13 protein-coding genes are annotated in these 17,620 nt (G+C 66.4%); 9 read left to right on the forward strand and 4 right to left on the reverse strand.

Annotation, left to right across the window (positions count from 1 at the left end; translation table 11 throughout):
* Positions 1–30: 30 nt before the first annotated feature.
* The gene (locus AKJ09_RS38415; protein ID WP_240488752.1) at positions 31–534 is read left to right on the forward strand and encodes a hypothetical protein; all 504 of its coding nucleotides are present in this window, start codon (positions 31–33) and stop codon (positions 532–534) included.
* A gap of 1 nt (position 535) precedes the next feature.
* Positions 536–1,795, forward strand: a complete 1,260-nt coding sequence (locus AKJ09_RS38420) for a metallophosphoesterase family protein (RefSeq protein ID WP_169928207.1) — start codon at positions 536–538, stop codon at positions 1,793–1,795.
* Positions 1,796–1,810: 15 nt separating this feature from the next.
* On the opposite strand, the gene AKJ09_RS38425 is transcribed toward AKJ09_RS38420, so the two are convergent.
* The gene (locus AKJ09_RS38425) at positions 1,811–2,239 is read right to left on the reverse strand and encodes a hypothetical protein (RefSeq protein ID WP_146652806.1); all 429 of its coding nucleotides are present in this window, start codon (positions 2,237–2,239) and stop codon (positions 1,811–1,813) included.
* 87 nt (positions 2,240–2,326) lie between these two features.
* On the opposite strand from AKJ09_RS38425, the gene AKJ09_RS38430 reads away from it, so the two are divergent.
* Positions 2,327–3,205 carry a nucleotidyltransferase family protein gene (locus AKJ09_RS38430; protein WP_240488753.1) on the forward strand — a complete coding sequence of 293 codons (879 nt, stop codon included), beginning with the start codon at positions 2,327–2,329 and terminating at the stop codon, positions 3,203–3,205.
* Positions 3,206–3,211: 6 nt separating this feature from the next.
* Here AKJ09_RS38430 and AKJ09_RS38435 read toward each other — a convergent pair whose 3' ends face one another.
* The gene (locus AKJ09_RS38435; RefSeq protein WP_146652807.1) at positions 3,212–4,585 is read right to left on the reverse strand and encodes a Kelch repeat-containing protein; all 1,374 of its coding nucleotides are present in this window, start codon (positions 4,583–4,585) and stop codon (positions 3,212–3,214) included.
* A 122-nt stretch (positions 4,586–4,707) separates the two neighbouring features.
* On the opposite strand from AKJ09_RS38435, the gene AKJ09_RS38440 reads away from it, so the two are divergent.
* From AKJ09_RS38440 to AKJ09_RS38450, 3 genes are all read left to right on the forward strand, one after another.
* Entirely contained in the window at positions 4,708–5,538 is an 831-nt protein-coding gene (locus AKJ09_RS38440) for an SPOR domain-containing protein (protein ID WP_146652808.1), read from the forward strand.
* Between the two features lie 636 nt (positions 5,539–6,174).
* Entirely contained in the window at positions 6,175–7,032 is an 858-nt protein-coding gene (locus tag AKJ09_RS38445; protein WP_146652809.1) for a class II glutamine amidotransferase, read from the forward strand.
* 31 nt (positions 7,033–7,063) lie between these two features.
* Positions 7,064–7,744, forward strand: a complete 681-nt coding sequence (locus AKJ09_RS38450) for a hypothetical protein (protein ID WP_146652810.1) — start codon at positions 7,064–7,066, stop codon at positions 7,742–7,744.
* Positions 7,745–7,750: 6 nt separating this feature from the next.
* On the opposite strand, the gene coaE is transcribed toward AKJ09_RS38450, so the two are convergent.
* Positions 7,751–8,377 carry a dephospho-CoA kinase gene (coaE, locus tag AKJ09_RS38455; RefSeq protein ID WP_146652811.1) on the reverse strand — a complete coding sequence of 209 codons (627 nt, stop codon included), beginning with the start codon at positions 8,375–8,377 and terminating at the stop codon, positions 7,751–7,753.
* A gap of 573 nt (positions 8,378–8,950) precedes the next feature.
* Complete coding sequence (locus AKJ09_RS38460) at positions 8,951–10,015, reverse strand: hypothetical protein (RefSeq protein ID WP_146652812.1); 1,065 nt, start codon at positions 10,013–10,015, stop codon at positions 8,951–8,953.
* Positions 10,016–10,232: 217 nt separating this feature from the next.
* On the opposite strand from AKJ09_RS38460, the gene dnaE reads away from it, so the two are divergent.
* The 3 genes from dnaE to AKJ09_RS38475 all read left to right on the forward strand — a co-directional run bounded on the left by dnaE (position 10,233) and on the right by AKJ09_RS38475 (position 17,605).
* Positions 10,233–13,835, forward strand: a complete 3,603-nt coding sequence (gene dnaE / locus AKJ09_RS38465; RefSeq protein ID WP_146652813.1) for a DNA polymerase III subunit alpha — start codon at positions 10,233–10,235, stop codon at positions 13,833–13,835.
* Positions 13,836–14,008: 173 nt separating this feature from the next.
* Positions 14,009–15,826 (forward strand): helix-hairpin-helix domain-containing protein, encoded by a 1,818-nt coding sequence (locus tag AKJ09_RS38470; RefSeq protein ID WP_146652814.1) that lies wholly within the window; start codon positions 14,009–14,011, stop codon positions 15,824–15,826.
* 486 nt (positions 15,827–16,312) lie between these two features.
* Positions 16,313–17,605, forward strand: a complete 1,293-nt coding sequence (locus AKJ09_RS38475) for a pentapeptide repeat-containing protein (protein ID WP_146652815.1) — start codon at positions 16,313–16,315, stop codon at positions 17,603–17,605.
* Positions 17,606–17,620: the final 15 nt, after the last annotated feature.

Here is a 17,620-nt window from a genome sequence, read left to right on the forward strand (position 1 = left end):
ATTGCGAGACTCGTTGACGTGTTGGAGAGGATGATGCTCAAGGTTTTCCGGCTCGCAGGGGCCGTCGGTCTGTTGTCTCTCGCTTCCGTGACGTCGCTGGCGGCCACCGGCTGCAGCAAGTCGTACATCCCCAACACGGACGTCGAAGACACGAGCGAGAACCGTAAGGTCATCGCCTTCTGCGAGGACTATCGTCACGCCGTCGAGGACAAGGACGTGGGGCGTCTGCTCAAGATGGCGAGCCCGCGCTACTTCGAAGACGGCGGCAACACGAACCCCGAGGACGACGTCGACTTCGACGGCCTCAAGGACTTCCTGACGTCGACCTTCGTCAAGACGCAGAGCATCCGCTACGAGATCCGTTACCGCCGGGTTTCTTCGGACGAGACGAAGAAGGTCTTCATCGAATACAGCTACTCCGCCAGCTTCCGCATCCCTGGTTTGAAGGGCGAGGAGTGGAAGCACACCGTGGCGGACAACCGGCTCGAGCTCATCCCTGAAGGGGATTCGTTCAAGATCCTCGCCGGCATGTGACGTGGCTCTCGTCATCGCCCACGTCTCGGACCTTCACGTCTCCGAGTTCGGCGACACGTTTCACGACCGCCTTCGGGTCGTGAAACGGAGCGCGAACGTCGCGCCCGTCGACTCGGGAAAGTTCGAGGTCGTGTGGGAAGAGGCAGGGTGGCGCGTTCTCCACGAACGCGGCAAGAGCCGGGCGAAGATCACCCTCGTCGACCCGCAGGGCTACACGCACCCCATCCCGTCGCTCAAGGAGGGCGGGCAGGTGCTCGATCCGGTCGAGCGCGCGGCCGCGAAGGCTTGTCGGCTCGAGGCACGACGCGCGTCGACGCTCGCCGCCCATCTCCCTTCGGCCGGAGCCCTCAAGCACCTCTACGAGGTCACGCCTCGCAACTCGAACGTGCGCCTTCTGCGCGCCGTCGCTGCCATCGAAGAGGCCGACCCGGACGCGGTGGTGATCACGGGGGACATCACGGACGACGGTGTGGGCTGGGAGCTCATCGAGGCCGCTTTCGATCGCTGGAAGAAGCGAGGAATGCTCTTCGCCATTCCCGGAAATCACGATCTCTACCTCTTTCCCTTGCGAGGCAGCGGCCGGCCTCGTCCCACGCACGCCTCCAAGCGCGACGCATGGCGCGGCTTTGCCGAACGCATTGGCCTCTCGCTCGACGGCACGGGGGGATGGTGGCGCGTCCTGCCCGACAAAGACACGGTGCTCGTCGGTCTCGACTCTTGCGCGAGGCCCCAGCGTCGCTTTTTCCGGCACAACGGCGCGATCGGGCCCGAGCAGCTCGCGTGGCTGCGCGAGATCGGTCGAAAGCCCGAGTTCAAGAATGCGCGCAATCGTCTGGTGATGCTCCACCACCACGTCGTGCCGCTTCCGCACGGTGTCGGGCGCAGGCCGCCGAGCGAGATCGGCATGCGTCTCGACGACGCCAAGAGCGCCGCGGAGGTCTTCGACGAGGTCGGCATCACGGCCGTGCTGCACGGCCACCGGCACGTGAGCGAGCAGCGTCAGCCGGCGGGAACGAACTTCACGATCTTCGCGTCCCCGTCACTCACGCTCGGCTGCCGGAGCGGCAACGACCCTTCGTTCTGGCGCATCGAGCTCGGCGAACGAATGCATGCTGCACGCGTTCGCGTCCCGGCCTTCGGCATTCAGCAGGACGAGGATCCGCCGTCGAGCGCGGGCGCGCTCATCGATACGGTTGCCGAGCTGGCGTCGTCGGAAGACGACTCCGAGAGCGCCGAGCAAGACGGCGACGTCGAAATCTGACGTCGCGTCTCGCGCTCAGCCGCCGTCGCCTGCGTCCGTCGTTGTCGGCGTCGGGTTGAGGAAGGCGCAGGCGGCGCTCTTCTCGGGGTTCTTCACGACCGTGCAGTCGCCGGTGTTGATGGCGTCGACGCACGCCTGGACCGCGATGGCGCCAGGGTCGGCCGGAGCCACGAGCCCGTGCAGGCACGCGTCGTCGTAGAAGCGGATGCACTCGGCGACGTTGCGCTCCGGCGTGTCGCCGCGATGCACGGGCGTCGAGAGGTCGATACCGCAGCTCGGGGCGTTCTCGCAGCGCGCCTGCTCGATCTTCCGGCACGAATCGACACCGACCGCGTCGGTCCCGCACGCAAGCAGAGTGGCCGCAGCCAACGTGCCGAGAGCGACCGCCACTCGAACGATTGGCCGCACGTGCCGACGCACATCGCGAACGGGACGCATGGGCATGCCACCCCTCTACTACGGGCTACGGCGAAGACCAAGAAAGCGGCGTTTCTGGGGACCGGACGAGGGGCGTGGTAAACCTTGCGGCCGATGCTGGACGACCTTGCCGCGATGGTGCTTTGCGCCGGGCTCGGCACGCGCCTGCGCCCGCTTACCGACGAGCTCGCCAAGCCGATGGTGCCCATCGGAGACCGGCCGGCGGTCGCCCACGTCGTCGAGCGTGTACGGCTCGCCGAACCCCGGCAAGTCGTGGTCAACGTCCACCACCGGCCCGACGATCTGCATGCGTGGGCGCACAGAGAAGGGATTGTGGTCTCGCCCGAGGAGGAGCTCCTCGGGACGGCCGGTGGGCTCGCCAATGCGGCCGCGCTTCTCGGAGATGGCAACGTGCTGGTCTGGAACGGCGACATCCTGAGTGAGCTCGACCCTCGCGAGCTCGTCGCGGCGTTCAACGCCGAGGCCGCGCTGGCGGCGCTCGCCGTGCGCCCCCGGCCGGCGGGCGAGGGAAACGTGGGCATCGCCGCAGGCGGCACGATCGCCCGCTTGCGCACGGAGCGCTTTGCGGAAGAGGTCGAAGGCGGCGAGTTTCTCGGCATTCACGTCGTCGGCAGGACCCTTCGCGCGACGCTTCCTCGGAGCGGATGCCTCGTCGGCGACGTGTACTTGCCCGCGCTGCGGGCGGGGCAACGCCTTCATGTGTTCCGCTGCGGTGCGCCCTTCGTCGACGTCGGCACGCTCGAGGCCTACCTCGAGGCCAATCGTGCGTGGCTTGCCGCTCGCGACCTCTCCTCGTGGTCGGCGCAGAGCGCGCGGCTCGACGCAGCCATCGACGGTTCGGTCGTCGGTGCGCGCGCTCACGTCGAGTCCTCGCTCGAAGGATGTGTCGTCTGGCCCGACGCTCACGTTGCGAAAGGGGGGCCTCTTCGCCACGCGGTGATCACGCCGCGCGGGATCGTCCGCGCGCGCTGAGCTGCGCTACTCGCGGTATTGCTCGATTTCGGCTACGCCGCCCACGAGGCCAGCGCCGCCGGTCGGCATGGCGACGAGCCGTCCGCCGCTGCGTGCGACACGAAGCGGTACTTCACGGGTGTCGGTGGGCGTGACGCGGAAGGCGTGGGTCGTGTTCGAGGCGTCGTCGCCGGCGACGAGCACGGCGTCGCCCGCGATGTAGACGGCGTCGCTGCGGACGAGCGGAATCGGCACGGTGCCGGCCGCCGGCGTGCAGTTCGCCGTGCAGGCGAGATCGATCACGCGCGAGGGCGCGCCTTGTCCGCTGTCCCCACTCGCGCCCGTTCCGCCGGCGACGATGACGCGCGAGGTGTCGATGCCCGAGGCCCCGCAACCGCGCACCGGATCGGCGGGGTAGGCGAGCGGCGTCGCTTGGGTGGCCGTGGCCGCGAGCACTTCCACGCCCGCACCGTCGGCGCTTCCGCCGACGACGACGAGGCCACGGCCTTCGATCCACGTCGCACAGGCGCCTTCGCGCGGCGTGGCGAGGCTCGCGAACGATGCCGTTCCGTCGCTCGTGACGCGCAGCACGCGCGCCGTTGCGCCGCCGCTGAGACGCGTTCCTCCGACCACGTAGGTCGAGCCGTCGGGGGCCTTGATGGTCGCGCCGCCGGCGAGTTCCGCGAAGCTTCCGCCGGTTGGCGGATTGAGCGTGGTCTCGGTGCCGTCGGTGAGACCCAACGTGGAGGCGCCGTTCTCGTCGATCGCGATCGTGGTCGTGCCGACGACGAGCAGTGAGCGCGCGGGACGCGCGAAGGTGGGGGCCTGTCCGAGCGTGGTGAGGGTGAGGAGATCGTAGAGCTGCGTGGACGTGCCGCTCGCGATGAGCACGTAGCGGCCGAGGGCGGTGTCGACGACGGGCGAAGCGAGGGGCACCGGTGCATTCGGCAGGCGCGCGAGCTCACCCGTGCGTTGCACGAAGACGCTCATGTCCACCCGCTCGAGCGCGCCGAACTCGAGAAAGAGCGACTCACCGAGGACCAATACTTTGCCCGTCGCGTCGAGGCCGCTCACGCGGAGCGCGCCGGTATCGCTGCGCCCCACGTCGCCGAGCGAGAGTTCGGTGGAGCCAGGGAGGTTTGTTCGCGAGACCTCCTTCTTCGAGCCGTCGGTCGCGATCTGCTCGACGACGAGCACCGTGGGGGCCGGGGACCGCGTGAGGGCATCGGCTTCGCCGCCGACGCTCAACGTGACCGTGCCGGTCTTGTCGCTGCTGCACGAAAGGGCGCCCGCGGCGAGCGCGATCGTCGCGGTGAGCACCGACCAGGAAGGCCGGATGCGGGCCTCGACGCGTGTCGACTCGTGTCGATGAACAGTGCGCGTGCCGGGGTCGCGACGCATGCCGGCCGACTTAGCACGGGGCTGTCGTACTCGCAGCAAAGTTGGCCCCGATCCTGACCGCGCGATAGCCGAAGAGAGGCGACGAACCTCGTTGACGGGCCCGCAGGCCGAGAGGGGCGACGATGATGGAGCAAAGCACCGTGAGGAACCTCGAGCAGATCCAGGAAGACGATGGCGAGGGCCGTACTCCGCGCGGAGTGACGATCCTGCTCGTGGCGCTCGGCGGTGCGTGCGTCGTGTTCGCGGGGCTGGCGCTCGGCGGACGCCATTCGGCGCCGTCCTCGCAAAAGAGCGATCCGCTCGGCGAGCTCGTCAATCAGCAGGCCAAGATCGGTCAGACGGCCGCGCCCAAGGCGACGGACCTCAACGCCAAGGACGTCACCTTCCCGGGCATCCTCAGCGACGACAGCGCTCCGACGACGGCGCTTGCTGCGGTCAAGGGAGCACCGGGTGCGAAGCCGTCCGCAAGCGCGGGAAGCGCAACGACGGGGGGCGACGCGGCCATCGCGCTCAACGTCCGAAATGGCCTGGCCGAAGGTGCGGGATCGCCTCCGCCGGCGACCGACCGGCTGCCCGTGGTTCCGCTGCCGGCACAGCATCTTCTCGAGGCCTCACCGGTGGTGACGCGTCCGCGCGACTCCCTGACGCGAGCCGCCAACGACGCGGCGCAGATCTCCGCGGCGGCCGAGCCTGCTGCGCCTCCGGGACGCGAGGGGGGGTATCAGCTGCAGGTGAGCTCGTTCCGCTCGCAATCCGAAGCGGAACAGTTTGCCGTCCAACTGCGCGCGCGGTCGCACAAGGCCTACGTCGTGGAGGCACACGTTCCCGGCAGAGGCACGTGGTACAGGGTACGAATCGGTCCGTTCGCGACGCAGCACGCCGCTTCGTCGTACCGCTCGGGCTTCGAGGGACGCGAGCACGTGGTCCCGTTCATCGTGCCGCCGTCGAAGTAGTCGTCGTCGACGCGGGGCAAGGCGCGCGAGGTGGGGGACACGTAGCGCTCGTGCGAAAAACCGTCGACGGCTCGAGCATGGCCGGAGTGACGTGAACACTGGAAACGCTGCGTCGAAGCAGAGGCGAAACAGTGGAGCTCCGAACTTCGCGACGCGACCGCCGTGCATTGCCGCGGACGATGTGCAAAGTTTAAGAAGAACGAATGAGCGGCGCGCTGCCTCTACCTGCTTGGGTACTCGCGCTTTTCGCCGCCGCTCTGGCGCCTTTTTGCGCACGTGCGCTCGCGAACACGTTCGATCGACGTGCGCGCGAACGGACCAGCCGGCTCGCTCATCGTAGCGATCGTCAGGTTCGTGAAGGCGCTGCTCCCGATTCCTCCGGTTCCGTCGGCCCTACACTCGACGCTACGACGACTCGTAGCGGGGGCGGGGCAGGGGGGACGGGGCGGACGGGAGGCTCGGGCGAGGGTTCGCTCGCGTGACGCGCTGCACCGTGTACCCTTGTTCGTTCAGACCGTTTACCTTCTTGAAGAACTTCCGCAACAAACGCCCGTCCGAGTGCGTAAGGATAAGGAGGCTGCGAGATCTCGCGGTTCCTTTGGTTCCTTCCAGTCGAACGAGCTCCGAGGAGAAGAGATGGCACGTCTATTCGGCCTGATTGGAAACCGCGCCGATCTCGGTGGTCGCGTGCTGGCCTCCGAGGCGGACGCGCTACGTGTCCAGTCGAAAGGAGCGCCTCTCGGCTGGGGTATCGGCTTCTACCAGGGCGGCGAAGTCCTCATGCGTCGTCGTCCGATCGACGATCACGACACCGTCGAGGTTGCGAAGTCCTCGGCCGACGTGCGAGCCGACATCGTCGTCGGACATGTGCGAAATGCCACGGTCGGAGCTCTTCGTACGGAGAACACCCATCCGTTCCGCTACCGCCAGTGGCTCTACGCGCAGACCGGCACGGTCCCGTCGTTCGACGCCATTCGGGAGCGGCTCGTCGCGAGCGTTCCCGGCTTCCTCCGCTCCTCGATTCGCGGAGAGACGGATGCGGAAATCCTCTTCTACGTCTTCCTCTCGTTCCTCCACGACGCTGGCAAGCTGAACGACAACGTCATCGAGCCGGCGCGCGTGCGTGATGCGCTTCGTTCGAGCGTCGCGGTGGTGTCGGCCATGGCGGCGGAAGTGGGCGGCGATCCGGCCGCGGTGAACCTGGTCGTCTCGAACGGCGAGCACGTCTTCGCGCTGCATGCTGGCGCGCAGATGGGCTACCGCCTCTTCAGCGGCAAGGGCGACGCGGAAGCGCTCATCGGCGACGACGTCACGCTGCGGCGCAAGACGCCCGAGCTCGCACAGATGCACTTCAGCCTCGTTGCGAGCGACTTCGACGACGACTGGTCGATGGCAGGCTCCGGGCCCGCAGGGCACTCGCACTGGAAGGTCGTTCCGGAACGTGCGATCGTCACCCTCGAGCGTGGCCAGGATCCCCACATCGAGAACCTCTAGCTCGGCGCCTCCGGTCCGGCTGGTCCGGCTGGTGGTACGGGCGCAGGCGATCGCGGAGCTACCGTACGCCGCGTACGTCACGCGCGCCGCGCTCGTCACATTCCTCGCGCTCCTCGCCGCAGGCGCGAGCGTGACGAGCATGGGCTGTTCGGGCGGCGCGCTCGAGACGGCGACCTCGATGCCGTCGGCTCCGCGTCGGCCCGATGGCGTGGTGCTGGAGCCGCCGGCCGCGCTTCCGGCCGCGGTCGACCGTGCGCCGGCGAGCGGTGTGGTGGCGCTGCGCGAGCCGCTTGGCGACAAGGACATCGATGACGTCGTTCGGGCCTACGTGCGTGCGTTCGAACACGCCGAGCTCGACACGTTGAAGGAAATGACCGCGCGCGACGCGACCACCCTCGGGCGTTCGGGCGATCGCAACCAGCTCATCGCGCTTTGGGCGGCAAAGCTGAAGAGCGCCGATCACGCGAAGCTCTCGGGGGCCGAGACGCCACGCCTCGGGCCGATCGAGAAGCACACGTTCGACACCCTCGGCGAGTTGGGGAGTGCGCAGCGTCCGCCGACGATGCGCGAGGGCGACGTCTACGTGCGCGTGCCGATCAGCGTGCCTCGTACCGGCGGCGAACCGCTGTTCGGTGACGTGCTCGTCCTCCTGCTCCGGCGCGAAGACGGCCGACTTCGCATCGCCGGTCAGGCCGACGAGAACGCGAACTGACGCTCGTCAGCGCGGATAGCGTGCCGCGTCGACACCGAGCTTGGCGCAGATGGCGTCGAGCACGTCGTCGGTCTTCGCGAGGAGCTCGCCGCGCGTTCCGTCGTTGTGGATGACGAAGTCGGCGACGGCGATCTTCTTGGCGAGCGGCATCTGCGCGCGGATTCGACCGCGTATCTCCTCCTCGTTCGCACCATCGCGCGCGCGCCCGCGTGCAAGCTGCACGCTTTCGTCGGCGGCGACCACCACGAGTGGACGAAAGGCGTCGGCCACGCCGTTTTCGACGAGGAGCGCCGCTTCGTAGCAGGCGAGGGGATGGCCTTGCGCGCGAAGGGCGTCGGCGCGCTCCAGGCTCAACGCGGTGATCTTCGGATGCACGATGGCATTCAACGTGCGCCGCTTCTGGTCGTCGCCGAAAACGACGGCGGCGAGCTTCTTGCGATCGAGCGTGCCGTCTTCGAAGAGAACGTCACCTCCGAAGGTCTCCACAATCTCAGCGATGCCCGGCGTCCCCTTCTCGACGACGTCGCGCGCGAGTGCGTCGGCATCGATGACCGGGAGGCCTCGCTCACGCAGGCGTGCAGCCACGGTGCTCTTGCCGGAGGCGATGCCTCCTGTCAGCCCGAAGAGGTGCATGGTCGGTGAGACTACTCGGTGCGACCGACGTCGAGAAGCCTCGCTCATACGCCGGTGTCTGGGGGACTCCCGGCGCGCGTCCGAAATCGCACCGAGTATCGAGCCGGGAACACGGACAAAGGTTCGCGGGTGTTACTCGTTATTACGAGTTTATGCCGAGGGGCGTCTCAATGCGTGTAATTGGATTTAGGCGGCCCAATTCGCATTGGTTGTAGTTGTCAACCGAACGGCGTGGTTCGTGGACGCACGTCGCGACGAGGTAGAATTGGTTTAGGCTTCTGTATAATAAGGATACTGGTGCGGCCGATGTTGGTGTTGTGAGCGAGGCTCCGGCGCCCGCATTCTTCTGGCGCACAGTCCCGCGGGCGTGACTGCCAGAATGTGCCCGTCTGCTTCGCCACTACGGTTGGGCGAGTCTTTGTGGGCGTCGGCGATATGGAACTTCAGGGACTCGACGCCCGTTGCAACGTCAAAATGCAACGCGCCGGCTCGCAAGAGACGGAGCCGGCGCGATTGAGCTAAGTCGACTGAGGTGTTCTGCTCGTCAGCGAGCCTACGCCCGACGTGCGGCCGTCAGGTCCCGCCGTCAGCCTTGCACTTGTCTTGGGGCGTGCTGGTCGACGGGGGGGCGACCGTCTTCGGCGGACCGATACGGTGCGCGTTGAAGCCGAGCCCGATGGCGATGCCGTCGCAGGGGATGCCCGCGTGGTTGCTACCGTCCTGGAGGATGTCGCTCGCCTGACGGATCGTCTGGAGAACCGTTTCGAGCATGCTGCCCGAGCAGAGCTGGTCGGTGAGGCTGCTCGCGATGTTGGTGATGCCCGTCACGAGCTCTTCGGTCGCGAGAACGCCGGCGATGGTGCCGTTCGTGAGCTCGTCGGGCGAGCTGTGATCGAACGTGATGATCGCGTGGTTGATGTTCAGCGTGAGGTTCTGGCCCTGGACTGCGATGCTCAGCTTGACGGTCGAGCCGCCCGTGCCGTTCACGAACGTGCCGTTGTTAATGTACGCGTCCGAGATCGCAACCGTCGGATCGGCGTGATACGGCCAGTCGAGCGAGGGGCCGAAGTCGGGCTTCTTGGCAAGGTCCGCGCCGATGAGGAGGTTGCCAGAGAGGCCGGTGGCCGTCTGGTGCGCGTCGTCGTTGAGTCCCTTGAGATCGAAGATGATCGTGAACGCGCCATCGTCTGCGATCGATTTCGAAATCGTGCTCGACGCCTTGGGCACGATTCCGTTGATGAACGTCATCACGGTGTGGAAGCCGTCGTCGCGCCCGTCGTCGCCGTCTTCCTGCTTGTCCGCCGTGGCGCCGCCCTGGCGCGTGCAGACGTCGGTCGAGGTCTTCGCGGTGGTGAGGCCGTCGATGTTGTAACCGAACTTCTTCCACGCACTCGGATCGGTCGTCCCGTTGCGATCCGTGTCGCCGAGGAAGAGCTGCGAGACCGCGAACGTCCGCGTGTCCGCGGGATTCGCCACGGCCGCGCCCTCGGGCTTGCTCGGGGGCTGACCCGTCGAGCCTCCGCCTCCGGTCGACGAGTCACTGCTGCTGCAACCGCCGGCCGAAAACGCCGTGGCGGTCACGCCGACCAGGCCGACCAGGCCGAAACCAAAGACCGACAGAGCCCGAACAAGCTTCATGGGGTGATTCTCCTCGCCGGCGCGCATCCCAGCACGCTTGAGCACGCTTGACCGAAAGACGGGCCACGGCACCAGGTCCGAGGCGGTCGGAATGCTACGCAGGGTGTGCGCTTGAGTTCAAGGCACACCGGGGCGCGCCCGGCGCTGGAGACGGGCGGGAGACTGACCGCTGCCTGCTCACTGGAGCCCATCGCCGCGCCCTGCTAAGCCGGGGCCGATGTCCGAGTTCGTCCACCTCCACGTCCACTCGCAGTACTCGATGTTGGACGGCGCCGTGAAGGTGAAGAACCTCGTCAAACAGGTTCAAAAGCAGGGCATGAACGCCGTGGCGCTCACCGACCACGGCAACATGTTCGGTGCCATCTCCTTCTACAAGGCGGCCAAGGAGGTCGGCGTCAAAGCCATCCTCGGCTCCGAGCTCGAAGTCGTCACAGGCAACCACGGCCATCACCTGCCGCTCCTCGCCGCAACGGAGGAGGGCTACAAGAACCTCGTTTGGCTCGTGTCACGGGGGTATGTCGAGCCCGATCCGAACGGCACGGCGGGCGTTCCCTGTGTTCCTCTCTCGGCGCTCGAAGGACGAACGAAGGGCCTCATCGGCATGACGGGCTGCATGGGCGGCGTCGTCGCCCAGAGCATTCTCGAGCAAGGCGTCGAGGCGGGACGAAAGACGCTCGAGAGGCTGAAGGAGCTCTTCGAGCCCGGTTCGCTCTACGTGGAGCTGCAGGACCACGGACTGCCCGAGCAGCCGGTCCTCAAGGGGATCCTCGTCGATCTCGCCAAGCGTCTCGACCTACCGCTCGTCGCCACGAACGACGTCCATTACGGCGCGCGCGACGACGCCGAGGCCAACCTTTACCTCGCGTGCATCAAGAGCGGCCGCTCCTACGAGGAGGCCAAAGAGCGCGGCCATGGCTCGTCGGAGATGTACCTGAAGTCGGCCGAGGAGATGCTCGCCCTCTTCAAGGACGTGCCCGAGGCGGTCAAGAACACGCTCGAGATCTCCGAGAAGTGCCAGCTGAAGTTGAAGCTCGGAAACCCGATGCTTCCGACGTTCAAGCTGCCGGACGGCTACGACACCGACACGTACTTCCGTCACGTTTCCCACGAAGGCCTCGAGGCGCGCTTCGGGGAGTTCGAGGCCGTCGGCAAGACCGTGGATCGCGAGGCCTACAAGAAGCGCCTCGACTGGGAGCTCGACGTCATCTGCAAGATGAAGTTCCCGGGCTACTTCCTCATCGTCTGGGACTTCATCCGCTACGGAAAAGAGAACGGTGTGCCCGTCGGTCCGGGCCGCGGATCGGGCGCTGGCTCGCTCGTCGCGTACTCGCTGCGCATCACCGACCTCGATCCGATTCCGTTCAACTTGCTCTTCGAGCGCTTCCTCAATCCGGAGCGCGTGAGCATGCCCGACTTCGACGTCGACTTCTGCATGGACCGGCGCGAGCGCGTCATCCAGTACGTGCAGAGGAAATACGGCGAGGTGAGCGTCGGCCAGATCGCCACGTTCGCCGAGCTCAAGGCCAAGAGCGTCATCAAAGACGTCGCGCGGTGCCTGCAGTTTCCGCCCGTCGAGGCGCAGCAGATCGCGAGTCTCATCCCGAACAAGACGCCGGCCGAGACGTACACGATCACCGAGAGCCTCACGATCGAGCCGAAGCTCAAGGCGCGCTTCGACACCGAGCCGAAGGTCAAAGAGCTCCTCTCGCAGGCCATCAAACTCGAAGGCCTCACGCGTCACGCAGGCAAGCACGCTGCCGGTATCGTCATCAGCGAAGGTCCGCTCTGGGACCACGTGCCGGTCTTCAAGGACGGCAAGACCGACGGCTACATCACCCAGTACTACAAGGACGACGTCGAGCAGGCCGGCCTGGTCAAGTTCGACTTCCTCGGCCTCAAGACGCTCACGGTCATCGACATCGCCGAGCGCCTCATCAACGCGCGCCCGGACTTCCTGCGTGACGGCAAGAAGCTCGACGTCTCGAAGCTTCGCTTCGACGACAAGCCCGCTTACCAGCTGATGTCGTCGGGCGAAACGAAGGGCGTCTTCCAGCTCGAGTCGAGCGGTATGCAGCAGCTCTTCAAGGATCTGCAGCCGACCAACTTCGAAGACATCGTCGCCGCCGTGGCGCTCTACCGACCTGGTCCGCTCGGCACCGGCATGGTGAAGGACTTCGTCGACTGCAAGCACGGTCGCAAGCCCATCGCCAAGATGCACGACAAGGTCGACCACCTGCTCGAGCCGACCTACGGCGTCATCGTCTACCAAGAGCAGGTCATGCAGATCGCGCAGTCGCTCGCCGGCTACTCGCTCGGTGGCGCCGACCTTCTCCGACGCGCGATGGGCAAGAAGAAGCCCGAGGAGATGGCCAAGCAGAAAGGCATCTTCATCGAGGGCTCGCTCAAGAACGGCGTCGAAGAGGCCGACGCCGACCGCATCTTCGGTCTGCTCGAGTACTTCGCCGGCTACGGCTTCAACAAGTCACACAGCGCCGCGTACGCGCTGATCACGTACCAGACGGCGTACCTCAAGGCTCATTACCCCGTGGAGCTTCTCTGCGGGATCATGACCAGCGACAAGGAGAAGATCGACAAAGTCGTTCGTACCATCGCCGACGCGCGCGCGATGGGCGTCACGGTGCTCCCGCCGGACGTCAACGAGAGCGACATCGACTTCAAGGTCGTCTACACACATCCCGAGGGCAACAAGCGCCCGTCCAAGACGGATCGCAACGCCGTCGGTCGCGATGCGTGTGGCCCGCAGATTCGCTTCGGCCTCGGCGCCGTGCGTGGTCTCGGAGGCGCCGCGCTCGAAGCGCTCCTCGAGGCTCGCAAGGAAGGCGGTCCCTTCAAGGACCTCTTCGACTTCGCCTCGCGCGTCGACGCGAAGCGCATCAACAAGGGCGTCTTCGAAGCGCTCGTGCAGTGTGGAGCGTTCGACACCACGCTCGCCGCGCAAGGTGTCTCACGTGCGCAGGCCTTCGCCTCGATCGAAACTGCGCTCGAGCGAAGCCGTTCGGCGAGCCGCGATCGCGAACGAGGTCAGACGAACCTGTTCGGTCTCTTCGATGCCGGGCCGAAGAGTTCGGGGGGCGGAGGCTCGTCGGCCGGCGACTACGCGAAGGCCGAACACTGGGACCGTCGCGAGATGCTCGTTCGCGAACGCGGGGCCCTCGGCTTCTACGTTTCGGGCCATCCACTCGAGCGCTACTTGAAGGGCGGGGGAGCGCTCGCCAAGCTCGAAGCCGTGGCCTGCGCGTCGCTCGCGAGCGCTCAACCTTGGTCCGTCGTCAAAGTCGCCGGCATGGTCGAGGGCTATCGCGAGCGCATCTTCAAGGACGGCGGAGGCAAGATCGCCTTCTTCGACTTCGAAGATCTGACGGGGCGCGTCACGTGCAAGGTGCGCGGCAACCAGATCGACGCCTACTCGGCCATCCTCACGTCGGGCGAGCCCATCCTCATCACCGGCAAGGTCAGCTTCCCGTTCCGTGAGGCCGATGCCGAGGAGGAAGAGGAAGGGCCCAAGGAGCCGACGCTCTTCTTGAACGAGGCCGTCCGTCTGTCCGACTCCGTTCGAAGCGACACCAAACAGGTGGCCATTCGCCTTCATGCCGACACGACCTCGGAGGTCGAGCTCCGGAAGATGGCCGACGTGCTCGCCAAGTCGCCCGGCAATTGCCCGGTGACGCTCGTTCTGGCGCTCAAAGACGGGGCGGAAGCCTTCCTTGCGCTCGGGAAGCAATACCGTGTCGAAGTCAGCGACGAAGTGCTGTCCGGCCTCGAACGCGTCTTCGGCGAGCAAGTGGCCGAGCTTCGCTGAGCGGTCGATCGTCGAGCGGTCTGCGCGCCGACCATGTAAGCGTGCGCCCCCGCGTATCGCACGCGGCCTTCTCGATCGGCCACCCTCTCGTAAGGCCAAGACAAACGTCCACGTCCTGATATGCTTGACCTCGCAAGGGTCGCGGTTGGGCCCGAGAGGCGAAGAACCACGGAATGAGTTCGACTTCGCGATCTCCCGACGGCTCCCGCAACCCCAACGGGAAGCCTGACGGAGACGAACAGCAGAGCAAGCCGGTGTCGCCGGGGCGCTATTCGCTCGCGACCGAAGGCTCGACCGAAATGGCTGCAGTGCGCATCGATTCGACGCATATGGCGGCCGTGACGCCCGAGGCCATTCGTGCCGCGCAGGCTGCGAAGGCCGCCGAAGCCGCGAAGGCTCCCGACTCGGATCCCAAGCCTGAAGTTGATGCTCCGCCAAAGCGCCGAACGGCGTGGGGGCTGACCGCGCAGAACTCGTCACAGAACCCCTCGCAGGGCGTGCAGCCTCCGGCGAGCTCCGGGGTGCCGTCGGTTCCGCGTCCGCCGGCGCCCACTGCGCCGACGGCACCGTCCGCACCGCGCCCCGCAGGACCGCCGCCGATTCCGAACGCGAGTGGCCCTGCCTCCGTTCGCGGGCCGAACGCGCTGAACGCACCCAACGCACCCAACGCACCGAACGCGCCGCCGCCGAAGAAGGAAACGCTCGCGCAGCCCGCACCCGGCGTGCTTGCTCCGTCGAGCGGCTCGATGACGGCCGCAGCTCCGATCGACCCGAAGACGGCTACTGGAAGGAACAGGCCCGCGCCGCCGCCCGTGCCGAGTCCGAAAGCCCCCGACGTCAAGCCCGCACCCGCACCCGTAAAACCCGCCGAAGTGAAGCCCGTCGAACAGCACCCGCAGATCGCGGACCAGGCGCTCGAGGCGAAGTCTGCCGACGACGCGAATTCCGCCCCTTCGGTTCCGCCTCCGCCGTCGAATCGCAAGCGCGCGAGCTCGCTCCGACCGCCGCCGCCGTCGGCGAAGCGTGAGTCGATTCCGCCGCCGTCCTTGGTGTTCGAAGGTTTCGACGAGGGCTCGATCGCGTACGCGTTCGACGCGCTCATGTCCGACGAGGTGTCGTCGCCCTCGGGCGCGCATACGGTCGATCTGACACCCGTCCGCGAGCTCTTCGCGGAGCTCGCCGCGAATCACATGCGTCACGTGCGCGACTTCATGATCGACGTGAAATTCGGCGAGGCCACGCGCGATTGGGTCGAGATCTGCATCCCCGCCGTGAAGTCGCTTACGCGCGCCGCCGAGCGCCTCGAGCTCGTCGAGCTCGCCACGGGCCTTCAGGGCTTCGGCGATGCGCTCGCGAACGTGCCGATCGCCGAGGCGCGCACGCTCAGCGCGACGACGAAAGAAGGATTGCTCGAAGCCTACGGCAAGCTGGTCGAGGCGGTGCCCACGGCCTTCGCGCTCGATCGTGACAAGTCGCAACGCGAAGCTGTCATCGTGCAGTCGCTGCTCCTGTCGGTGCCCGACGTCCGCAAGGTCACGATCGACAAGCTCTACGCCGCGGGGCTCACCAGCCTCAAGGTCCTCTTCGACGCGAAGGCCGACGAGATCGCCGCCGTCTCCGACATTCCGGACACGCTCGCTGCACGCATCGTCGAACGCTTCCAGGAGTACCGCGCGGAGCTCGTCAACGCGAACCCGGGCGACGCACGTGCCGCGGAACGCGAGCGCCTCGCGTCGCTCACGAACCAGCTGAAGCAGCAGCACGAAGGCTACGAAGAGATGCAGAGCAGCTGGTCGCCCGACGCGAAAGCGAAGAAGCGCGAACTGTTCCGAGGCCGCGAAGAGACGTGGCTCTCGATCAGCGTGCTGCTGGCGCGCTTCGGCGAGGTCGATCGCCTGAAGGGAATCGAGAAGGTTCCGTTCGCCCAGCGCATCGCGCAGCTGACGGACTACCTCGAAGAGGCGAAGGAAAAGTACCGCCTCGAGGGGTGAGGGCTCGCGTAGCGTACGCGTGCGCATGAGCCCAAGCGCGGAGCCGGTTCCGTGCTGGCTGGAACCCGTTGCGACCACGGTGTGCTCGCCTTGCCATCGTTCACGACGGACCGCGCGATTTACGCTCTTACGGCGCTTGCGTGATGCACGCGCACGGTTCGCGTCGCCGCTTCGCCTGATGCATTTGCATGACAGGCGCGATGCGAGGTCGCGCCGAGCGTTCATGCTTCACGAGAGCCAACGTTGACGAGAGGTGGGTAGCCGGCACACCGAAAGTCATTTCGATCGCGCGACAGTTGTTAACTTCAGAACTCGAATCTGTATTCTCGATGCGTTCCTCGTCGCTTCGAACGTCGATGATGAAGAGTCGTCGACGGTTCGAGAGAGCACGAAGGACGCGCAGGTTTCTTCATCCGCCTTCATCCGCCTTCGTCCGCTTCGTCATCACGCACGAACGAACGCTTCGCATCGTTACCGGGAGAAGACATGGCCGAGCTCACGCCCGATGCCGTCGTCAGTAAAGTCAAACGCGGCGAGAAGATCGACCGCGCGGATCTGTCGGGGATCAACCTCGCCAACGCGGTGCTCGAAGGCGCCAGCTTTCGTCGTTGCGACATGGTCGGCGCCAATCTCGAAGGCGCGCGCCTACGCAACGCGAATCTGAAGAGCGCGAACCTCTGCGAGGCGTTCCTTTCCGGCGCCGACTTGCGCGACGCAAACCTCGACAACGCCGATCTCGAAGGAGCCAATCTCCAGCGCACGCTTCTGGCGGGCGCGAATCTGTCGCGTGCAAACCTCGAAGGCGCGAACCTGCAGGGAGCCAACCTTGCGGGCGCGCGCCTCACGCACGCGCAGCTCGATCTCGCGAACCTCGGCGGAGCCGACGTCGCGGGCGCCGTCTTGACCCATGCCGATCTCGGGGAGTGTTACCTCGGCGGCGTCAAGATGATGAAGTCCGAGCTCACGAACGCGAACCTGTCGGACTCGAACCTCGAGGACGCAGACTTCTCGGGCGCGACGCTCGGCGACGCCACGCTTCGCTCCGTCAAAGGACGTGGCGTCAAGCTCGTGGGCGCGGTCCTCACCAAGGCCGATCTCACGAAGGCAAACCTCGCGAGCGCCGACCTCACGAACGCCGACCTCCGCAACGCCACGCTCGGCGATGCGAAGCTCGAAGGCGCGAACTTCACCGGCGCGAAGGTCTACGGGATCAACGCGAAGGGCGCCAACATCCAGGGCATCAAGGCCGACTGGCTCGACAACAGCCCGAACGCCGATGGCTCGGTGCGCGTCACGGCCACGCAGGTCGCCGCGTTCCTCGCCGGCGAGATGCCTGCGCGTCCCGCCGACGATCGCTCGAACCGACGTTACTTCGGTCGTGGCGACACACTCCGCAACGCCGCTCTCCAGTTCGACGAGGGCGCGATGGTGGAGATCGAGAGTCTCTTCGAGCAGTGCACGATTGCGCTCGGTCGCGGGACCGAGCTCGTCATCGGCTCGGATGGCGTGCTCCAGGGCTGCCAGATCACGGGCGCGGGCAACATCACCATCAACGGCAAGTTCTTCGAGAAGACGGACGGCAAGCGCGCGCAGGCAGGCATCATCGGCGCGAGTCAGCTCGTCGTGACGTCGACGGGATCACTCGTCGGTGCAGTGCAGCAGCCAGCCGAGCTGACGCGCTTCGCTTTCGAGCCTGGTTGTCAGCTGCGTATGAAAATCACGACGGCCGGACCGACCGGAAACGGTAACGGCAACGGTTCGAAGTCGTCCAAGAAGTAACGGAACAGAAGGAGC

It is taken from the genome of Labilithrix luteola, assembly GCF_001263205.1.
Classification (GTDB): Bacteria; Myxococcota_A; Polyangia; order Polyangiales; family Polyangiaceae; genus Labilithrix; species Labilithrix luteola.